Consider the following 24,422-nt stretch of genomic DNA (forward strand, 5'->3'; position numbering starts at 1 on the left):
ATGATGGCGTCGCCCGAGGTCAACGCGATGCTCTTCATCCTCACCGGGGAGAAGCTCATCGACGCCGACGAGGACCTGGCCTTCGAGAGCCGCCGGCCCTACTCCGGTCTCGGCCGCAAGCTCGACCGTGTCTCGTCGCTGATCGAGAAGTCGATCCACGACATCGCCGAGGTCATGCCCGACGACCTCTCCAAGTCGTACGCCAAGGCGATGGGCATGCTCATCGACGACGGCGGCAAGAACTACCTGCGCGAGTTCGCCGACCAGCTCGACAAGATCGCCGAGGGCCGCCGGAAGACCTCCATGGACATCATGGAGTCCAAGTGGCAGGTCATCGCCGAGGTCATCCGGCTGCTCATCGAGATCGCCATCTATCTGGCGATGTCCTTCTTCACCGGCGGCGCCTCAGCGAGCCAGATCATGCTGGCCAAGCTGCGCAGCCGGTTCATGATCCTCACCACGCTCAGCCATCTGCTCCAGCGGCTGCACCTGGCGCCCTCGCTGACCGAGGCGTTCGCCGAGGCGTTCACCACCTTCGCGGTGCGGCTCGCGATGATGAACTTCGCCCCCAACGGCCGCCGCCCCGACGGGTTCGACTGGAACGACATCCTCAAGTCCGCCGCCTTCGGTGCCGCTGCGGGCTTCTTCACCAGTGTTTTCGACCAGTTCGCGAAAGACATCGTCAAGGCCTTCGACAAGAACTTCCTGAAGAACGGTCCGGATCTCGACTTCAAGAACGGTCCCAACTTCAACAACCCCCCGAAGCTCGACTACAACAACGGGCCGAACCCCAAGCCGAACCCCGACCCGGGTCCCGGCCCCGGCTCCAAGAACGACAATCCGCCGGTCGACAGCCCCGGCCCCAACCCGAACCTGAACAGCCCGAACCTCACGAACAAGAACTCCTTCTCGTTCCGGTTCAACCCGGCGTCCTTCAAGAACAACACCAGCCTGTGGCGCAACAACCAGATCCTGAAGCACAACGCCGACCGTCCGGGCGCGCTCGCCGGGCACTACGGCCTCAAGGGCACCGCCGACTTCCTCGCCGCCGGCGCAGGTGAGGCGGTCGCGGAGATCCTGATCAAGGGCGCCTTCGACGGCGACTGGTCCACCAGCTGGTCGACGTTCGTCGGCGCGGGCGTCAGCAGCGCGGTCGAGGGCGGGCTGTCGTCCACTGCCGTCAACAGCGGCGCCGAACTGCGCAACGCCATCGAGAAGTTGCGCAACCAGCCGCCCACCGTCTCCGGCGGCAACACGGACTCGGACACGCGGGACTCCGACGGTGACACGCGCTCCCGCGGCGACTCGGACAGCGCCGACGGCCCCTCGAACACGGACACGTCGGGCTCCTCGGGTTCCTTGGGCTCCTCGAATTCCTCCGGTGGCGGAGCCACGCGCAACTCGCCCCCGGCCGTCTCCCAACAGAACACCGGCACGGGAGACTTCACCGGGGACTTCACGGGAAGCGACCTGCCTCCGCCCTATTCGGTCGGCGACCCGCCCCCGTACAGCAGCGTGAACCCGCCGGCGTACGCGCCGGGCCCGATGCCCGTGACCGCCGCGGAGAACGAGTTGTGGCAGCAGGTCCACAACGGTTCCCCCGAGGTCCGCGAGCAGGCCCTGCGCGATCTCGCCCAGCTGCGCGGCTCCCAGCCGCCGGGCGCCGCCGAGATCGGTGTCCGCGACAATCTGCACGGCAACCTGTCGCAGCTGCCCGAGGTCCGCGTGATCCCGGCCGGGAACAGCCCCGCCGCCCAGATCGACGCCGACGAGGTCCGCCGCGCCCTCGACGGTTTCGGCACGCCGGTCACGGTGGACAACCCCGCCACGCTCGACAACCGCGCCACGCTCGACAACTCCGTCGCGCTCGACAACTCCGTCGACCTGGACGGTGCCGCCCCCGCACCCTCGCCGGAGAACCCGGTCGTCAACTCTCCGGAGAACGACGTCCAGAACGTCCCGGAGAGCAACCTCCAGAACTCGCCGGAGAGCAACCTCCAGAACTCGCCGGACGTGGTGGCCGAGCGCGGCGACAGTATGGCGGAGACACCGGGGCAGGGGACCGCCGGTCCCGTCGCCGCCAACGGCCCCACGTCCAGTGCCCCCGGCACCGGCACGGGCACCGGCACCGGCACGGGCACAGGCGCGGGCAACAGCACCGGTACGAGCAACAGTGCCGGCTCCGGTACCGGTACGGGCAACAGCGGTGGCGCCCGGCCGGGGGGCGCCCCCGGCGCCGGAAGCACTCAGAACCCCTCCGCCACTCAGTCCCAGGGCACGCGTGACCCGGGCGGCACGACCTCGGTGGACGGATCGCAGTCCTCGACCGACAACGACTCGCAGATCTCGACGGACGACGGGCCGCAGGTCACGACGGACAGCGGCCCGCAGATCTCGACGGACAGCGGCCCGCAGGCCTCGCAGTCGTCGGAGTCCAGCACCTCTCCGGAGACCGTCAACTCGGCCGACACACCTGTCACTTCGGACTCCGCCGAGAACACCCCCACCCCGGACGCCGACATCACCACGGCGCCCCCGAAGGTGAGTACCACCGGCTCGTACGCCGACACCGGCGATGTACGTGACCTGGATGGCCCGCGTGATGTGAAGGCAGGTCCCACCGCCGTCACGAGCCCCGAGGCAACCCAGGCACCGCCGTTGACGATCGTGGTCTCGGAGGCGCCGCCGCCGGGGGAGGGGGCGCCGGAAGCGGCCGAGCTGCTGGACGGGGCCGGGGTCGACCGGGCCGTCGTGCTCGGGCCGGCGGTCGCGCCGGACGGGACGGGCCGTCCGGTACGGGCCGCCGTCGAGCTGACCCGCGAGGGTCCCGGCGCCCCGGTCCGGGTCCGCCCGCTCGCCGGTCCGCCGCCCGCCATGACGACCGACGGCACCTCGGACACCGCGGTCACCCCGGACACCGACTTCCCCGGCGCGAACGTGCTGCTGCCGCTCGCCGACGCGCTCGGCGCGGCCCCCTCCACGACCTCCGGCCCCGCCCCGCAGGCCGGCGCGACGACCGACAGCGACCCGGCGCCCGCCCCGGCCGCGCGCCCCAAGCTGGTCTCGGAGGTGACGACCGGCCTGAACGGCAACGGGGTCGGTCCGCACTCCACGGACACCGCTCCTCCCGTCACGGCCAAGCTCGCCGACCTGTCCCGTCCCTGGACCGAGACGGCCACGGACCTGCACCTGGAGTCGGGCAACGGCGACACGACCGGCGGACAGGTCAACGGCCTCGGCGGCGGACGCGGACCCGGCGACGGCGGCACCCCGCCGCCGCCTCCGCCCACCACGTCCTCCGATACGTCACCCACCCCGTCACCCACCACGTCGGACAGCACCCCCGTGACGCCCCCGGTGATGGCGCCCGTGGCACTGCCCGCGGTGCTCCCGCCGACCGGGCGCATCGTCGCGCGGCCCGGGAACGCGTCGGCGGTCACCACCCTGGACGGCCACACGATCCCCCTCGCCCAGCTGCGCCGCCTGGTGCCGAACTCGGCGGTGAAGCCTCAACCGGGGCGTGCCGTGCAGATGTTGACCATCTCGCAGGACCCGGCCGAGGACGGCACGGCGCACGGTGCGGCGCGTCGCGCGCTGCTCGGCCAGGACACCTTCCGCGGTGTGCGCACCACCTCCGTCTCCCCCTCCCCGGCTCCGGACACCGCCGCGGAGCCGCCCCTCCGGCGTACGGTGTTCACCGGCCCGCCGACCGCACTGCCCGGCTCGGGCACCGAGCGCGGCGCCGACTACTTCGCGGGGCACGGCACCCCTCGTACCGTCACCCTCGGCACCGACGACGCGGCCCACCCCACCGTGAAGGTCAGCGGTGTGCAACTCGGTGAAGTGCTCAACTCCTGGGCGCAGGACGGCGATCAGGACCGGCCCCTGGTGCTGTTCTCCTGCGAGACCGGGCGGCAGCCCGAGATCGCGGGACTGCCCGTGGCACAGCACGTGGCGAACCGCACCGGGCGGCAGGTGTACGCGCCGACCACCGAGGTGGGCACGGCCAGGGACGGGGACGGCAACGTCCGCGCGGTGCTCACCGAAGGCCCGGACGGGCCGGGAAGGTGGCGGCTGTTCACCCCGGAGCCCAGCGGCACCGACCTGGACGATCTGGCCCGCGCCGCCGGTCTGCACGCGGGCCCGGAACCGGCCGACGCCTTCGCCCGGGCCCGTACCCTCCAGCAGATCCGCACCCTGCGCGGTGCCCTCGGTCCGGACGCCGAACAGCGGCCGGAGAACCGGGAGTTGCTGGCCGGGCTCGCTTACGTGGACAACCTGCGCTGGCTCAGCCAGGACACCGCTGCCCGTTACGGCGACGGCCGGATGACTCCGGACCTGCTGCGCCGGATGACCGTCGACCGGCGGAGTACCACGGCCCCAGGCCTCAGCACTGGCCCCGGCACCGACCCCGCGGCCGACCCCACGGTCGAGGAGTACACCGAATTCCTGCGCGCCGCGGCCGAGTTGCGGTCCACCGCCGGGCCCTCCACCACGCTCGACGCCCTGCTGCCCCCGCCGCCGCCCGCGCTCCCGCCCACCACCATGGTCTCGCCGGAGGACGTACGCGGTCTGTCCTACGCGCCCGCCGCGCAGATCACCTGGTCGCTCGCCGGTACCCCGCTGCCGCTGTCCGAGCTGAACCTGAGCCCCGAGGACACCGCCGAACTCGCCCGCCGCAGACCCGATCTGGCGCCCACGCCGAGCCGCCCGGAGAGCATCGCCGAGGACCTGACGCTGCTCAGCAAGCACAAGCCGGGTTCGGTGGGCATCGTGCGCGCGGACGGCATCGCCTTCCGGCGGCTCACCACCCCGGGTGGCGGTAACTGCCTCTTCCGGTCGGCGCTCGACAGCGCGCGCAGTCGGCCCGTCCCGCCCGCGTGGGCCGCGCGGAACGTCGCCGGGCTGCGTGCTCAGCTGCGTGACCGGATCACCGGGTCCGAACTGGGCGACACCATGGCGCGCGCGATCCCGGACCCGGTGTTCTCCGTGGTGGACGACCTGCGGATGCGCGCCCTCGCCGGGGCGCGGAACACGGCCGAGCGGAACCGCATCACCAGGCGCTGGAACCGGATCGCGCAGGACGTCGTCACCGGCGCCGACGCGGCCGAGTGGCAGCGGATCATCGGGGAGAGCGACTACCCGCAGCTCGCCGCCGTGGTGCCCACCCCCGCCGACGCCCGGCGCCTGGGAGCCAGGGGACTCGTGGCCGCGGCCGCCGAACTCTCCGACTTGTGGGCCTCACCCTTCGCCGACCTGCTCCCGGAGGCGCTGGCACACACCCTCGACCTCGATCTGCGGCTCGTCCAGCCCGACCCGCGGGTGCCGGGGACCACCTTCGTCAACACCCTCAACCCGGGCGGCCAGGGCGGCACCCTGCACCTCTCCTACAACGGCACCGACCACTTCGACGCGCTGGTCCCGGCCTCGGCGCCGCTCACCCCCGTCCCGGATCCGGCCATCACCAAGCCGGACCCGAACGCGACCAAGCCGGATCCGAACGCGACCAAGGGCCCGGCCACGCAGGGTTCCGTCACCCAGGACCCGCTCACCCAGGATGCGGGCGCCGACGGTGTCTTCGGGGAGTGGCTGCGCAGCATGGGCGGGGTCACCGACCTCGACACCCCCGCGCCCGAGACCCCCGACCGCAGTGACCCGGTACCGCTGGAGACCCAGCTCGAACGGTATCGCCCGGCGCGGCTGCTGACCGGCCCGGACGCCCGGCCGCCGGGCCCGGCGCCGAGGACCGTCACGTTCGAGGACGGCAGCCGGCTGCCCACGGTGCTGATCAGCCCGGACGCCGATCCGGGCGACGGCACCCCACCCGGCCCGGCGACGGCCACAGCGACCCCGCCCGGCCGTCGGACCGGACTCTTCACCGGCCTCGGCAAGACGACCCTCCGCTCGCCCGAGCAGGTGGCCGAGGAGATCCTGGGCAAACTTCCGCCGAAGCTGCGCGCCCAGTTCGACGAGGCGGAACTGCTGCGACTGCTGATCCGGCAGCCCGACGCCTTCACCGCCCCGCGCGGTGCGCGTCTCGTCGGCCGGGAGAAGTCCGGGGTCGGCCACGAGATGACGGTCGAGGCCATCCCGTACCACCGCTGGGAACGCTTCTCCAACACGGGCGGCGGCACCGTCCGGCTCGACACCATGCGACGCGGTCAGGCCGGTACGGGCGGCGGGCGCAGCGTGGGTTTCGGGCGCCGGATCGCCGGCGGGCTCAGCATGGGCCCGCCGCTCAACTGGCTGCTGAAGATCGGCTTCTCGCTGGGCTGGACGCGCAAGACCGACTACGCGCAGGGCACCCAGGCGTACAACCAGTCCGAGTGGCGCAACTGGGAGGGGTCACACCTGCACCTGGACGACGTCCACTACCGGGTGCGGGTGGACCGCGTCACCGAGGCGCCGAAGGCCACCACGGCCACCCCCACCACGGCCACCCCCACCACGACGTCCACCTCCACGACCACCACTCGGCCCACTCCGCCCCCGGCGACGCCGAGTTGGCAGCGCACGCAGGTGCACACCGCCGAGTTCGCGATGCGCGACGGGCTGAGCTGGCGGCTGCCGGACGAGCTCACCGTGCCCTACAAGGGGCCGCAGCGGGCACCGAGGACGCTCACCTTCCCGGCCGGCATCGAGCCGCGGATGACCGACACGACCGGGCTGCACCTGACGGACCCGCCGGAGGACGTGGCGATCGCCATCTCCGGTGCGCGGCCCGGCAGTTCGGCGCACCGCACCCTGATCTCGTACGTCCGGCCGGGCCGGCTGCTCGCCCTGTTCGGGCGGCTCTCCGGGCCGGTCACCGGGCCCGAGCTGACCCAGGGCAGTGGACAGCGTCCGCTGGGACACCTGATCGTGGAGCGGTCGGTGCCGCACCGGGCGACCCTGGTCACCGAGTCGGTCAAGGCGGAGCTGCGCGACCTCACCCAGACCACGTACCAGAACGAGCGCGGGCACGTCCGTGACACCCGGCTGGGCTTCCAGGTCACCGCGGGACCGAACTACACCCTCGCCGGCCTGGAGACCGACGTACGCCTCCAGGGCGGCCCCCTCGTCCGCGCGGACCTCTCCACCGGGCGCGGCCACTACCTCGGCGTCGACGCGGCCCGCAAGACCACCGGCCGCATCCGCAACCAGCCCGTGGCGCTCTACCGGGTGGAACGCACCCTGATGGTGCGCAAGCCCGGCGAGCCGTCGTCCGCCGCCCGGCCGGTGCGGGTGGTCAGCCTGGACTGGATCTCCACCCAGGACGCGCGTCGCCTCGCGGGCTGGGACAGCCGTACGCCCGGCCAGGCCGGCCCCAACCCGGACGCCGAGCCGCCGGTGCCGTGGTACCTCACCCGGGAGGACCCGGTCCACCTGAGCGGGCAGGTCCGTGCCGAAGGGTTCCGCCCGGTCGCACCCCCGCAGACACAGACCCAGACTCCGCCCCCGCCTCCGGTGCAGACCCAGTCCCAGCCGCAGACCCAGGGGCAGCCGTCCACCCAGGGGCAGCCCCAGACACAGACCCAGCCGTCGGCCCAGAACCAGACGCCGCCGCCCGCCCCGCAGGACCCCATGGTGGCCTTCACGGACTCCGTGCTGGACACGCTGCACCAGTCGTACCCCTCGCTGTTCGTGCCGCCGTTCATGCTGCGGCATCCCCGGCTGGCCAAGTTCTGGTACGGCGACGGGCGGATGCGGACCGCGCTGCACAACGACCGCCAGGTGCGCGAGGCGCTGAACCGGCCCAGCCTGGCGCAGAGCCTGGACGACCTGTCCACCACGGGCGTCCCCGTCACCCTCACCGAGGACGGCAAGGTGCGCCGCGGCCACCACACGCTCATCCTCAGGGCACGCCTCACCGACCGGCGGTTCGAGACCACCATGAGTGAGCGCTCGCTGCGCAACGCGGTGATCGGCACCGAGGTGTCCGGCCAGGGACAGCAGGCGTCCGTCACCCTGTCCGGCGGTGTCGAGATGGGCGTCGGGCCGCGCGACCACGACAAGGACCCCGAGGCCGGGGTGCCGCGCCAGGCAGGCAGCGTGGCGGTCGGGCTCCGGCACGCGCACACCGACCAGAAGGCCACCAGGAACACGGTCGCGGTCGTCCACGACCACCTGATGTACCAGACCGGCGCCGACCTCTACAGCTACCAGGTGGAACTGGGCGCCACCTTCGAGGGCCACCGCCGCCCGCGCGGCTGGGCCAGGCTCGCCTCGGTCGGCCTGCTCGGCGCGGGTGTCTTCGTCAGCAAGGTCGAGGAGCGGCCCCTGTTCACCCGGGGCAACGAGACCGTCGGCCGGGTGGAACTGGCCGTACCGGCCGCGCACGGCTCCGACCGTTACGCCCCCGCCGACCCCTCGCCGACCGGTACGACATCGACCGGTACGACGTCGACCGGTACGGCGCCTGCCGCCGCGACCACGCCCGCCCCGACCCCGCTCTCCAGTGCCGTGGCGGACCAACTCCTCGACGGCACGCACCCGTTGCCGGATGCGAACTCGGCCGACCAGCAGCTCACCAAGAAGCTGCTGAGCGCCCCGCACGTGGTGCTCAGCGCCGAGGGCGGCCCGCAGCGCCAGCAGCTCATGCAGGACACCGCCGACCGCGCCTCCGGCACCTCCTGGCACGTCAGCGCACCCGGCGCCCCGGTACGCACCGCGCTGCGCCGCGCGATGGCGAACCTCAGCGTGGCCGGTCAACTCGGCCAGTACCTGGGCCCGTTCGGCTCCCGCGTCGCCGGACTCAACGGCGCGGGGCCGTTCAGCACCCACTACCTCAAGGGCGTGATCCGCGGCGAGCTGAGCAACTTCCAGGTCAGGAGCGACCCGAAGCCGGCCAGCTCCGAGACGACCGTCGGCAACGAACACCGCGTCAACGGCAGCGCGAGCACCGGCTCGCGCACCACCCTCGGCCTCCAGGGCGCCGACACCCCCCTGCAGCGGTCCCCGGGCGGACCGGCGGTGGTCGGCTCCTACTCGGCCGCCCTGCAGTACGCCTGGGGCAAGGGCCGCAGCGTCTCGCAGACCCTCACCCGAGGACGTAACACCACCCTCTCCTACGCCGGGCGGATGTACCTGGTCGTCGCCGACACCGCCGAGACCATCGCGGTACGGGACCGGTGGACGGCCGCCATGGGCGCGATCGGCACCCGTGCCGGGGCCGGGATCAGCTCCGCGGCCGGACTCGTCTCCGACCGCCTCGGCAACAGCCTCGCCCCACGCAGGGCCGCCGCCGCGCTCCAGCGCATCCGCGACGCGGTGATGTTCCACCTGCCGATGCAGGACGTCATCGAGGCCGGACTCGCCCCGGACGGACTCGGCGCCACCACCCCGCACAACCTCGGCCGCGGCTACCGGCTGCCCCCCTACCTGCGGTTCCGCCGCTTCCCGACCCACCCCAGCGGCCGGCTCGACGCCGGCGACGTGGCAAAGCTGCTGATGCCGCAACTGGAGCGGATCGGGGTGCCCGCGCACGACCGGGAGCAGGTCCTCCAGCGGCTCTCCCCGGACTTCCTCGCCGCCCACCTGCACGAGCTGACGACCGACGGGCTGAACCTGCCGGTCCGCTACCGCACCTGGAAGAAGCCCTTCCACCTGCCCGTCAACGGCAGCCCCGGACAGCTCCAGTTCAAACTGACACCGGTCACCACCACCGTGGACCGGCTGCGCACCGGCTACGAGCTGGAGGACTACCGCACCACCGCCCGCGACGACGCCGGCGGCATCTCGCAGGACCGCGGCGCCGACGTGACGCTCAGCGGGGGCCAGCGCGCCGCCGAGGACGGCATCCTCATCGCCAACCCCTCCCTCCAGGGCACCGCGGCCAAACAGCGGTCCAGCGCCAGGACCCAGACCGCCGGCACCACCGCGATGCCCAACATCGCCACCACCCAGGCCCACGCCGAGGTCATCACCAGCTACGAGCTCACCGTCACCATGACGAACTCGACCGGGGACGCGCTGGCCCCCAACGTCCCCGCCACCCCCGTGGGCACTCTCAACGAGGTCCTTCCGTCCAGCCTGCTCACCCCGGACGGCGACGGGTCCGACGGCGCGCTCACCGAGCAGGACGTACCGGAACCCGAGCGCGCGGTACGTGTACTGACCGCCGCCCAGGCCCGCCCCGAGTCCATCGCCGCCTGGCGGACCTCCGCCGCCGGGGACCCCGGCGGCAGCCCGGACCCGGACGTCCTGCCCTTCGACGACGAGATCGGCTCCGGCATCCTCGCCGTGGACATCCGCGGCGCCGCCAACGTGCACGACGCCCTGACCCTCGCCACCGCCCGCGCGGACGGCTTCGGGGACAGCGACCTCGGCAGCCGGCACACCGGCACCGGCCTCGGCAGCCGGGTACGCATGGCCCGCCTCACCTCACTCACCGGCCTCGGCACCGCGCCCGGCCAGGCACAGCAGGAGGCCACCACCCAGGTCGGCCTGACCGGCGGATTCCGCGAGGCGCTCGGCGCGAACGGCACACCACTGCCCACCCAGGCGTCCTCGCACCTCTTCGGCCAGTCCCACACCGCCGACTCCCGCCTCTACGCCAAGATGCACCGCCGCGGCGCGCGGCTGCTCGCCGTGGAGAACAAGCCGCGCATGGAGGCCATGCAGCGGGCCAAGACCTCCGACGCGTTCGAGGCCGGCATCACCGACAACGTCGAGGGCGCGGTCGGCACCGCGCCGCTGGCGGGCAACAGCAACGCCGGTGTCACCAACCCCGGCGCCACGGTCCCGATCGGCGGCACGAACGACGGCACCACCCTCAAGAGCACCACGGACACCACCCTCGGCACCCACAACAAGGTCCTCACCGACCGGAGCATGCTCTTCGCCCTGCCGGTGAGCTGGCTGTCGGTGGCCGAGGTGGACCACCGGTTCACCGACAGCCGCGCGATGTACGCGCTCGGCAAGGCCAAGCGCGGCCCGCGCGCCGCCGAGGCCGAGACCACCGCCCTGGTCTGGCTGCGCGAGGACCTGGCCCGTGACTACGGGCTCCTGGACGAGACCTCGTTCACCGACGAGGTACTCAAGGCCTGGGACAGCCAGGCCAAGGCGGCCGCCGACCTCGCCACGGCCGAGAAGAACTACTACGACGCCCGGGCGCGCTCCCGGGAGACCTGGCTCGACCTGAGCGACGAGGACCGGGCCGCGCTCGGCGACGACAACTCCGGCGAGCCGACCGACCTGCCGCCGAACGTGCTCTACTCCCCGGCCGTCATCGCCTGGCAGGCCGCCCGCGCGGAGGTGTACCGCTGGGAGCAGCGCACCGACGCCGCCGCCGCGGACCACCACCGGCTGCAGCTCGCCGCCTCCCGGCTCACCGCCCACCACCAGGGTTCGGCCACGGTCACGGTGCCGGACGCGCCGCAGGAGTACACCGCGCCCGACTGGCGCTCCGAGGCCCCCGAGCCCTACACCGTCACCGACGCCACCGACTCCGCGCCGCACACCCTCACCTCGCCGGACGGCGCCACGGTGCGCGAGGTGCACGACATGCCGCACGACGGCGCCTCGTTCTTCCACGCGCTGCTCGCCACCGCCGACACCCGGGGCCGCCTGCCGTACCTGCTCGGCGACGACCTCGCCGCCCGGTTCAGCAGCGCCCCCGGCGACCCGGCGGTCACCGCGGAGGCCATCGGCGCCGCCCGCGACCGCCTCGCCTGGTCACTGGGCGAGGACGGCAACCAGGACCTGCTCGACGCCCTCGCCCTGGACGCCGCGGACACCTTCACCCAGGCCGAACTCGACACGGCGGGCGTGGTGCTCACCCCCGCGCAACAGGCCGAGTTCGACGCCTTCGGGCGCCTCCCGCAGACCTACTGGCCGACCCCCGACCAGCGGGTGGCGCTCGCCACGGTGGCGCTGTCCCGCCCGTTCGCGACCGAGCCGCGGCAGGACGGCGGCACGGAGGCGACCGACGGTGTACCGGCACCGCCCGAGCGCCGCGCGGGCGACCACGGCGGAGCCGACCTGCTGCCCGCGCTCGCCGCCCGGGTCCTCGGCACACCGCTCACGGTGGTGACCGGCGAGGGCCGCGACCAGCTGTTCCTCCCGCACGGCGTCGACCCCGCCTCCGTCGACCCGGCCGCCGATCCGGTCCTCTTCACCACCGACGGCTTCTTCCACGCCGCCCTCCCGCCCGGCAGCCCGGCTCCGGTCGCCACCGCGCTGCCGCCGAGCACGGTCGCCTCCGGTACGACGACCGGAACCTCCGCCGTCGGCACCACGCGCCCCGCCCCCGAGCAGCCGCCCGCGCACCGCAGCCACAGCACCGCGCCCTGGCTGCCGCCCGCCGACAGCACCGGCCCGCGCTACCGCCTGGACCGCGACGGCGTCCTCACCGCGCCCGACGGCGCCACCTACACCCAGGGCACACCCACCGGCCGCGGCAACGGCTTCTTCGGCGCGCTCTCCACGGCCCTGCTCCAGGCCACGCAACAGCCCGGAGTCGTCGGCCCGGAGGTGGCACGGCTGCGCAGGCGCGCCGCGGCGCCGCCCGCCGAACTGATGCGCCTGAACGGCCTGCCCGGCGACCGGGCGGCACACGACACGCTTTTCACACCCCCGCCGCTGCCCGCCGGCAGGCCCGGCGATCCGGCGCCGTCCCAGCACACCCGCGACGGCCATCTGCGCCGTTACCTCGCCCAGGCCCCGTGGGGTCCCGGCGCCGACCGCGCGGTCGCCGAGTGGGCCGCCGCGGCGACCGGCACGACCGTCACCCTGATCGAGGAGAACGGCACCGCCCACACCTACGCGGGACCGTCCGGCGACAGCGGCCCGCACATCCGGCTCCGGCGCCGGGGCGGGGACTTCGTCCCGCTGACCCTGCTCACTCCGGCGCCCACGCCGAAGACTCCGGAGCCGAAGGACTCGAAGACTCCCGAACCCAAGGGCTCGAAGGCGCCCGAACTGAAGGGTTCGAAGGCGCCGGCGCCGAAGGACCCGGTCCAAGACCAGAACCTGCGGGATGCGATCGCGCTTCCGCTGCCCCCGTCACCGACCGGCAGCGACCTCCCGGGAGACCTGGAGGAGGAAGCGTACGAACTGAGCACGTTGTCCGGTACCGGTACCGGCACCGACGCCCCCACGGGGCCGGAGCAGGACCCGAACCCCGCGCCGGACCCTGCGCCCGTGCCCGAGCCGGCCCTCCGCCCCTTCAAGTTCGGGAACTACGAGTTCACCAACCTGAACCAGACGGAGGGGTACGTCGACAAGGCGATCCAGATCATCGAGCTGCTCGACGCGCACAACACCATCAAGTCCTACGTCGGCGGCCGTCCGGTCCGGATCACCCTGCACGTGCGGACGACGGAAACCCCCGCCGACGTACGCGACCTGGGCGCCGACGGTGTCCAGATCAACCTCGCGAGCTACTACTTCGAGGGGTACGACATCGGTTATGTCATGGGGATGCTGGCCCATGAGATCGGGCTGCACCCCCTCGCCTCCCGCAACCCGGACATCCCCGAGGAGGAGGACGCGTACCGGGGGAACAGCCTGCCGGTACCGGGACTGACCGACCAGGCCACTCCGCCCCTCATGAACACCGACGGCGCGGGCCAGGCCGACCACATCATGGCCGCCCACCCGAGGACCATCCGGCACGGCATCTATCGCGACATCGTCATAGAGATGGCCGAGGTCCTCGCTCAACGCGTACGGGACCGTGTCCCGGGAGCCAAGTCCCAGGACATCACCGACCTGTTCGAGACCTACCTGATGGACCTCGCCTCCATCGCGGTCACCAACGACCACCGGCTCAACGCGGTCGGGAAGCCCAACGACACGGCGAGGGTCTACAACCACTACAAGGAACTGCTGCGCGCCGAGCTGGCGGGGAACACCGTGCTCCAGGGCCTGCTGCCCTCGCGGAAGACCCTGTTCGGCGTGGCACGGTCCTTCACGCAACTCGCCGGCAAGATCGCGACCAACAATCTCGGCCGCAGCATCCAGCAGCCCGTCCAGCCCGCCGCGGGTGTTACGGAGCAGGCCGCGGCCGACACCGGCGAGGTACGCCCGAGACTTCCCCAGGCCGACACCGCCAGCGGTACCGGCACCGGCAGCGGTACCGGCACAAGCAGCGACACCGGCATCAGCACCCCCGCCGGCCCGCGCGACGCCCGTCCCCGGTTCGTGGTGCGTTCCGGCTTCGACGCCCGGCGGTTCTCGTACCAGGGCGAGCCGGTCACGGAGCTGACCGTACGCGTCGCGCTGCGCGGCACGGACGAGCAGGTCAACCAGGTGTTCGACCAGCTCAGGGCGGGGGTGGACGAGTTCCTGAACGACCCGGCCCATCGCCTCTTCAACGGCGACCGGCTGCACGTGACCGTCGAACACGTCGACCTCCCCGAAGTCCCGCGTGCCCCGGGCGCGGCGGACGCCCCGCATCTGACCGTGGATCTGGTGGGCCGGGACCAGGCGATGAACCAGGTCACCTGGTGGGCCGACGCCGCCCCGGTCCAGTTGGTGCACGAGCTGACCCACCAGCTCGGCCTGCGCGACGAGTACCGGGACGCCGATTCCCCGCACCGCCCGCACATCCTCGGCAGCCTGCTGGGCGACCTCGACGCGGCGCCCGAGGACTCCACGCTCGTCCCCGCCGGCCTGCGCGACCGGCACCTGGCCCTGCTCGGAGCGCTCATCGGCGAGGTGACCCCGGCGCCTTCGCAGAACGGCGACCAGTCCGCCCCGGCCGACCAGAGCTGGGCGGCGGCCCGAAAGGGAGCCACCGCGGAACTTCGCGAGGCCATCTGGGTCGACCCGGTCTCCCTGCCCCGGTCGGCCGACGGCACGGCGGTCACCGAGGTTCCGGCCCGTACGCCGCAGGACCTGGACGACACGAGCACGGCGCCCACCGCGCCGGAGCCGGTGCTCCGCCCGTTCAAGCTGGGGAATTTCGAGTTCACCAACTTGAATCAGACGGACAGGTACGTCGACAAGGCGGTCCGGATCGTCGAGCTGCTCGATGAGCACAGCACCATCAAGTCGTACGTGAACGGCCGTCCTGTGCGCATCACCCTGCATGTGCGGACGACGGAGACGCCTGCCGATGTGACGGACCGCGGTGACGCGGGTGTCGAGATCAACCTGGCGAGTTACTACTTCGAGAAGTACGACATCGGTTATGTCATGGGGATGCTGGCCCATGAGATCGGGCTGCACCCCCTCGCCTCCAGCAACACGAAGATTCCTGAGGAGGAGGAGCTGTATCAGGGCATGCCCCTGCTGGTACCGGGGCTGGAGACCCTCAACACACCCCGCTTCATGAACACGGAGGGGGCGGGTCAGGCCGACCACATCATGGCCGCGTTCCCGCACACCATCCGGCACGGGATCTACCGCGACATCGTGCTGGAGATGGCCGAAGTGCTCGCGCGGCACGCACGGGTGGGTGTGGCGGGTGCCAAGGCCAAGGACGTCACCGACCTCCTCGACACTTATCTGATGGACCTGGCGTCCATCGCGGTCACCAACGACCACCGGGCGCGGGCGATGAGGGATCCGGCGTACACGGCGCGGTCCTACAACGCCTACAAGACGCAGTTGGCGCAGCACATCGCCGACGACAGTCCTGTGCGTGCTCTGCTGCCCGCGGACAAGGGCAGGTTCGGTGTCCTGGGTGACTTCGCGGCGCTTGCCACCAGTGTGGGGACCAACAACCGCGGCGACAGCATCCAGCGGCCGACCGCTCCCGAACCGACTGGGGGCGGTAATCCAGGCGAGGCACGCCCGAGGCTGCCTCAATCCGACACCGACAGCGCGCCGACCCCTGCCGTCGAACCGACCCTCACTCCCTTCAAGTCGGGGAACTTCGAGTTCACCAACTTGAAGCACACGAACGAGGCGTACCGCGACAAGGCGGTCCGGATCATCGAGTTGCTGCGCAAGCACGACACGATCCGGGCCTACGTCGGGGACCGTCCGGTCCGGATCACCCTCCACCTGCGCACGACGGAAACGCCCGCCGATGTGACGGACCGCGGTGATGCCGGTGTCGACATCAACCTCGCGAGCTACTACTTCGAGAAGTACGACATCGGCTACATCATGGGCATGCTGGCCCACGAGATCGGCCTGCACCCTCTCGCCTCGCAGGACACGAACATCCCCGACGAGGAGGAGATGTTCGCAGGAGTGCCGCTGACCGTTCCGGGGCTGGAGCACCTGACTCCGCCACGGACCATGAACACCCAGGGCGCGGGTCAGGCCGACCACATCATGGCCGCGTTCCCGAGCAGTACGAGGCACCGGATCTACCGGGACATCGTGCTGGGCATGGCCCATGACCTGGCGGAGGAGGCACGAACGGGCGAGGAGGGTGCCAAGGCGAAGGACGTCACGGACCTGATCGACACCTACCTCATGGACCTGGCGACGATCGCGCTGACCAACGACAAGCGCAAGGACGCGGCCTGGGAGCCGCGTTACACGGCGAAGGTCTACAACGCCTACAAGGAACAGTTCGCCGCGCAGTTGGCGCAGGACAGCCCGGTACGGCGGCTGCTTCCGGCCGACAAGAGCTGGTACAACGTCACGAGCAACTTCCTGGGCCTGGGCAGCATCGTCGCGTTCAACAACCAGGGCGACAGCATCCAGACCCTCGCCCCGACCGGTGAAGCGCGCCCGCGGCTGACGGGGATCGGCACGGATGCGGCGCCGCACACCGGACCGGTCGGCACGCCGCGTTCAGGTGGATCGCGGGACAGGCGCCCCCGTTTCGTGGTGCGGTCGGGCTTCGACGCGCGGCGGTTCACCTACGACGGCGATCCGGTCACCGACCTCACGGTGCGTGTCGCGATGCGTGGCGGCACGGACGGGCAGGACGCGCAGACCTTCGCGCAACTCCGCCGGGGCGTGCACGAGTTCCTGAACAACCCCGGCCACCGGCTCCCCAACGGCGACCTGCTGCACGTGACCGTCGAGTTGGTCGATCCCGAGAAGTCCCCGCACCTGACCGTGGACTTGGCGGGCCGGGACCGTGCGATGGATCAGGTGACGTGGTGGGCGGATGCCGATCCGGTGCAGTTGGTGCATGAGCTGACCCATCAGCTCGGGTTGAGGGATGAGTACAGGGATGCCGATTCCCCGCAGCGCCCGCACATTGCGGGCAGTCTGCTGGGTGACCTGAACGCCGCTCCCGAGGACTCCTCGCTCGCCGCCGGTGGGCTCCGTGGACGCCACCTGGCCCTGCTGGGCGCATTGATCGGGGACGTGACTCCGCGGCCCGACGAGCGTGTCGCGGGGGAGGACAGCGAGCAGACCTGGGACGAGTTGCGCCAGGACGCCGACAAGGTCCGTCGCGAAGCGGTCTGGGTGGACCCGGTCTCCCTGCCCCGACCGTCCGCCGGTGACACGGGTGACACGGCGGTCACCGAGGTCCCGGCGCGTATGCCGCAGGGCCCGAACGCGACAGCGGACACCACTGCCGCGCCCGTCCCCGGGCCCTTCGTGATGGAGAACTTCGAGTTCACCAATCTGAAGAGTTCGAACGAGCGGTACCGGGCCAAGGCGACCCGCGTCGTCGAACTGCTGCGGGACCACCCGACGATCAGTGCGTACGTCGGCGGCCGTCCCGTCCGTATCACCTTGCACGTGCGGACGACCGAGCCTCCGGCCGACGTACGCGACCTGGGCGACGACGGTGTCCAGATCAACCTGGCCAGTTACTACTTCGAGAAGTACGACATCGGGTACGTCATGGGGATGCTGGCCCACGAGATCGGCCTGCACCCGCTCGCCTCGCGGGACACGAGCATTCCCGACGAGGAGGAGATGTTCGCCGGGGTGCCCTTGGCCGTTCCGGGGCTGGCGCACCTGACTCCGCCGCGGACCATGAACACCCAGGGCGCGGGTCAGGCCGACCACATCATGGCCGCGTTCCCCAGCAGCACCCGGCACGGGATCTACCGCGACATCGTGCTGAAGATGGCGGAGATGATGGCGGAGTTCGCGCAGGCGCAGGTGCCGGGAGCCAAGCTCCAGGACGCCACGGACCTGATCGACTCCTACCTCATGGACCTCGCCTCCATCGCGATCACCGGCGACCACCGTGTGAGAGCCGCGAAGGAACCGGGCAACACGGCGAAGGTCTACAACGAGTACAAGGCGCTGTTCGCCGCGCGCATGACCCCGAACAGTCCCGCCCGTGCGCTGCTGCCCGCCGACAAGGGCATGTTCGGCGTCGTACGGGACTTCGCGACACTGACCGCCAGTGTGGTCACCAACAACCGCGGCGACAGCATCCAGCCGCCCGCACCCGTACCCGCACCCGCGCCCACCTCTCCGCCCACGGACGAGGCCCGTCCCCGGCTCCCGCAAACCACCGACCACGCGCAACAGGACGAGGGCAGTGTCGAGCAAGCCCCGCTCGTCACACCGCAGTTGCGGGGCGCTCGCGACAGCCGGCCGCGGTTCGTGGTGCGGTCGGGCTTCGACGCGCGGCGGTTCACCTACGACGGCGATCCGGTCACCGACCTCACGGTCCGTATCGCGATGCGGGGAGCGGCGGAGCAGACGCCGCGTGTGTTCGGACAGCTCAGCGCGGGTGTCGCCGAGTTCCTGAACAACCCCGGCTACCGGCTGCCCAACGGTGACCTGCTGCATGTGACTGTGGAGCTGGTCGATCCCGAGAAGTCCCCGCATCTGACAGTGGACTTGGCGGGCCGGGACCGTGCGATGGATCAGGTGACGTGGTGGGCGGATGCCGATCCGGTGCAGTTGGTGCATGAGCTGACCCATCAGCTCGGTCTGCGGGACGAGTACAGGGATGCCGATTCCCCGCAGCGCCCGCACATCCCGGGCAGTCTGCTGGGTGACCTGAACGCCGCTCCCGAGGACTCCTCGCTGGCTGCCGGTGGGCTCCGTGGACGGCACTTGGCTCTCCTGGGCGCACTGATCGGGGACGTGACCCCGCGACCCTCCGAGCAAAGCACGCAGGAGGACACCGAGCAGAGCTGGGACGAGGTGCGCGAGGGTGCCGAGAAGGTCCGCCGCGAGGCGGTCTGGGTGGACCCGGTCTCCCTGCCCCGCCCGGCCGACGGTGACACGGCGGTCACCGACGTCCCGGCCCGTACGCCGCAGGACCCGGACGACACGAGCACGGCGCCCACCGCGCCGGAGCCGGTGCTCCGCCCGTTCAAGCTGGGGAATTTCGAGTTCACCAACTTGAACCAGACGGACAGGTACGTCGACAAGGCGGTGCGGATCGTCGAGCTGCTGGATGAGCACAGCACCATCAAGAGTTTCGTCGGCGGCCGTCCGGTCCGTATCACCCTGCACGTGCGGACGACGGAAACCCCCGCCGATGTCACGGACCGGGGTGACGCGGGTGTCGAGATCAATCTCGCGAGCTACTACTTCGAGAAGTACGACATCGGTTACATCATGGGGATGCTGGCCCACGAGATCGGGCTTCACCCCCTGGCTTCGAGCAACACGAAGATCCTTGAGGAGGAGGAGCTGTACCAGGGGATGCCCCTGATGGTGCCAGGACTGGAGACCCTGAGCACGCCGCGCTTCATGAACACGGAGGGGGCGGGTCAGGCCGACCACATCATGGCCGCGTTCCCGCACACCATCCGGCACGGCATCTATCGCGACATCGTGCTGGAGATGGCCGAAGTGCTCGCGCGGCACGCACGGGTGGGTGTGGCGGGTGCCAAGGCCAAGGACGTCACCGACCTCCTCGACACCTATCTGATGGACCTGGCGTCCATCGCGGTCACCAACGACCACCGGGCGCGGGCGATGAGGGATCCGGCGTACACGGCGCGGTCCTACAACGCCTACAAGACCCAGTTCGCCGAGCACCTCGCCGAGGGCAGCCACGTACGCGCTCTGCTGCCCGGGGACAAGGGCAGGTTCGGTGTCCTGGCCGACTTCGCCGCGCTTGCCACCAGCGTGGGGCCCAACAACCGCGGCGACAGCATCCAGCGGCCGGCTGCCCCGGAACCGACCACCGGAGGCAGCAACCCCGGCGAGGCACGCCCCAGGCTGCCCCAGTCCGACGCCGACGCAACCCCGGCCCCGACGACCACCCCCGCCGTCGAGCCGACCCTCACTCCTTTCAAGTCGGGGAACTTCGAGTTCACCAACCTGAAGCACACGAACGAGGCGTACCGCGACAAGGCGGTCCGGATCATCGAGTTGCTGCGCAAGCACGACACGATCCGGGCCTACGTCGGGAGCCGTCCGGTCCGGATCACCCTCCACCTGCGCACGACCGAGACTCCCGCCGATGTGACGGACCGCGGTGATGCCGGTGTCGACATCAACCTCGCGAGCTACTACTTCGAGAAGTACGACATCGGCTACATCATGGGCATGCTGGCCCACGAGATCGGCCTGCACCCGCTCGCTTCGCGGGACACGAACATCCCCGACGAGGAGGAGATGTTCGCCGGGGTGCCGCTGACCGTTCCGGGGCTGGAGCACCTGACTCCGCCACGGACCATGAACACCCAGGGCGCGGGTCAGGCCGACCACATCATGGCCGCGTTCCCCAGCAGCACCCGGCACCGGATCTACCGGGACATCGTGGTCGGCATGGCCCATGACTTGGCGGAGGAGGCACGGACAGGGGAAGAGGGTGCCAAGGCCAAGGACGTCACGGACCTGATCGACACCTACCTCATGGACCTGGCCACGATCGCGCTGACCAACGACAAGCGCAAGGACGCGGCCTGGGAGCCGCGTTACACGGCGAAGGTCTACAACGCCTACAAGGAACAGTTCGCCGCCCAGCTCGCACAGGACAGCCCTGTACGGCGGCTGCTCCCGGCCGACAAGAGCTGGTACAACGTCACGAGCAACTTCTTCGGTCTGGGCAGCAGCGTCGCGTTCAACAACCAGGGCGACAGCATCCAGACCCTTGCTCCCGTGCCGAGCAGCAGCGATGCCGGCGAGGCGCGCCCGCGGCTCTCGCCGGGCGGCACCGAGCCCGGGCCGCGGACCGACCCGCAGAATGGGCCGGCCGACACCACGTCGACGAGAGAACCGCGTCCCAGTCGGCCGCGTGACAAGCGGCCACGGTTCGTGGTGCGTTCCGATTTCGACGCGCGGCGGTTCACCTACGACGGCGATCCGGTCACCGACCTCACGGTGCGTGTCGCGATGCGTGGCGGCGGGGACGGGCAGGACGCGCAGACCTTCGCGCAACTCCGCCGGGGCGTGCACGAGTTCCTGAACAACCCCGGCCACCGGCTGCCCAACGGTGACCTGCTGCACGTGACCGTGGAACTGGTCGATCCCTCGAAGTCCCCGCACCTGACCGTGGACCTGGTGGGCCGGGACCGCACCATGGATCAGGTGACGTGGTGGGCGGATGCCGACCCGGTGCAGTTGGTGCATGAGCTCACCCATCAGCTCGGCTTGAGGGATGAGTACCGGGATGCCGACGCCCCGCAGCGCCCGCACATCCCGGGCAGCCTGTTGGGTGACCTGAACGCCGCTCCCGAGGACTCCTCACTGGCTGCCGGTGGGCTCCGTGGCCGCCACCTGGCCCTGCTGGGCGCGTTGATCGGGGACGTGACCCCTCGGCCTTCGGAGCAAGGCACGCAGGAGGACAGCGAGCAGAGCTGGGACGAGGTGCGCGAGGGCGCCGAGACGGTCCGTCGCGAGGCGGTCTGGGTGGACCCGGTCTCCCTGCCCCGACCGTCCACGGGTGACACGGGTGACACGGGTGACGGGGGTGACACAGCCGTCACCGACGTCCCGGCCCGTATGCCGCAGGACCCGAACACGACACCGGCCACCGCCACCACGGCTACCGCGGCCGCCGCCGAACCGACCCTCACCCCCTTCAGGTCGGGGAAGTTCGAGTTCACCAACCTGAAGCACACGGATGAGAAGTACCGCGACAAGGCCGTACGCATCATCGAACTGCTCCGGGACCACCCGACGATCAGTGCCTACGTCGGCGACCGTCCCGTCCGTATCACCTTGCACGTGCGGACGACGGAGACCCCCGCCGACGTACGCGACCTCGGTGACGCCGGTGTCCAGATCAACCTCGCGAGTTACTACTTCGAGAAGTACGGCATCGGTTACATCATGGGGATGCTGGCCCACGAGATCGGTCTGCACCCGCTCGCCTCCCGGAACCGGGACATCCCCGACGAGGAGGAGATGTTCCGAGGCATCCCCCTGCCGGTGCCAGGGCTGGGCGACCTGCGGACCCCGCGCACGATGAACACCGACAGCGCGGGTCAGGCCGACCACATCATGGCCGCGTTCCCCAGCAGCACCCGGCACGGGATCTACCGCGACATCGTGCTGAAGATGGCCGACATGCTGGCCGAGGCCGCGCAGGCAGGTGTGGAGGGCGCCAAGGCGAAGGACGTCACCGACCTGATCGACACCTACCTCATGGACCTCGCCTCCATCGCCATCACCAGCGACTACCGGATGAACGCGGCCAAGGAACCCGGTAACACGGCCAAGGTCTACAACGCCTACAAGGCACTGTTCGCCGCGCGCATGGCCGCTGACAGCCCCGCCCGTGCGCTGCTGCCCGCCGACAAGGGCATGTTCGGCGTCGTACGGGACTTCGCCACGCTGGCAGCCAACCTCGCGACCAACAACCGCGGCGACAGCATCCAGCGGCCCATCCCGCCGGACGAGGCCCGCCCCCGGCTCCCGCAAGCCACGGACAGCGCTCAGCAGTCAGGGATGAGCATCGAGCAAGCCCTGGCCGGTACGCCACAGTTGGTGGGCCCGCGTGACAGCCGGCCGCGCTTCGTCGTGCGGTCGGGCTTCGACGTCCGGCGGCTCTCGTACCAGGGCGAGCAGATCACGGACCTGACCGTTCGTCTCCAGCTGCGCGGTACGGACACACAGGCGGCGCACGCGTACGAGCAACTCTCCGCAGGTGTCCATGAGTTCCTGAACGAACCCGGCCACCGGTTGCCGAATGGTGACCTGCTGCACGTGACCGTCGAGCTGGTCGATGCCTCGGAGGCTCCGCATCTGACCGTGGACTTGGTGGGCCGGGATCGCACCATGGATCAGGTGACGTGGTGGGCGGATGCCGACCCGGTGCAGTTGGTGCATGAGCTGACCCATCAGCTCGGCTTGCGGGACGAGTACCGGGATGCCGACGCGCCGCAGCGTCCGCACATCCCGGGCAGCCTGCTCGGCGACCTGAACGCCGACCCCGAGGACTCCTCGCTCGCCGCGGGCGGTCTCCGCGGACGGCATCTGGCGCTGCTGGGCGCGCTGATCGGGGACGTCAGCCCCGACCCCGAGCCTGAGTTGGGTGAGCAGGGCAACCCGGGTGAGCAGGGCATCGCGCAGACCTGGGAGGAGGCCCGTGAGGGGGTCGACGGGATCCTCCGCGAGGCGGTCTGGGTCGACCCGGTCTCCCTGCCCCGCCCGGCCGACGGCGCCGACACCGCGGACGGCGCCGAAATCCCGGCCCGTATGCAGCAGGACCCGAACACGGCGTCCGACCAGGCAGCCGAACAGTCAACCGGCCAAGCCGCGAACCAGGCGACAACCCTCTACGCCCCCTTCTCCTCAGGGAACTTCGAGTTCACCAACCTGAAGCACACGAACGAGAGATACCGCGACAAGGCGATCCGCGTCATCGATCTGCTCCGGAAGCACGACACCATCAAGGAGTACGTCGGTGACCGTCGCGTCCGTATCACCCTGCACGTGCGGACGACGGAGACCCCGGCCGACGTGACGGACCGCGGCGCCGCCGGTGTCGACATCAATCTGGCCAGCTACTACTTCGAGAAGTACGGCATCGGCCACATCATGGGCATGCTCGCCCACGAGATCGGCCTGCACCCCCTCGCCTCCCGGAACCGGGACATCCCCGACGAGGAGGAGATGTTCCAAGGTGTCCCGCTGGCGGTACCGGGCCTGGGCGATCTGACGACGCCACGGACCATGAACACCGAGGGCGCGGGTCAGGCCGACCACATCATGGCCGCCTATCCCAGCAGCACCCGGCACCGGATCTACCGCGACATCGTCCTGAAGATGGCCGCTGTCCTGGCGGAGGACGCCCGCGCGGGAGAGGACGGGGCCCGGGCCCAGGACGTCACGGACCTGATCGACTGCTACCTGATGGACCTGGCCTCCATCGCCCTCACCAACGACTACCGGATGAACGCGGCGAAGGAGCCCAACTACACGGCGAGGGTCTACAACGCCTACAAGGAGATGCTCCGCGCCCGGCTGGCGGACGATGCTTCCGTCCGGGCCCTCCTGCCGTCCGACAAGAGCATGTTCGGCGTGATGAACGACTTCCGGCGCATCGGCACGTACATCGCGATCGGCAACAGCGGCGACAGCATCCAGCAGGCCGGCACGACCTGAGCGAACCCGACCTGAGCGCCTAAGCGCCTCCCGCACGCCGGCCCGCGTATCCCGTACGCGGCCCCGCGCACCCCGTACGGCCGACCGCCCGGGGGCATGACGGC

Annotated in this window: 1 protein-coding gene; it reads left to right on the plus strand. The window is 71.0% G+C overall.

Annotation, left to right across the window (positions count from 1 at the left end):
• A complete protein-coding gene (locus IE278_RS18815) occupies positions 1-24,318 on the plus strand; it encodes a DUF8616 domain-containing protein (protein WP_444546113.1) in 24,318 nt (8,105 codons plus the stop codon).
• The last annotated feature ends 104 nt before the right edge of the window (positions 24,319-24,422 follow it).

This window comes from Streptomyces tauricus (genome assembly GCF_014650955.1).
Taxonomy (GTDB): Bacteria; Actinomycetota; Actinomycetes; order Streptomycetales; family Streptomycetaceae; genus Streptomyces; species Streptomyces tauricus.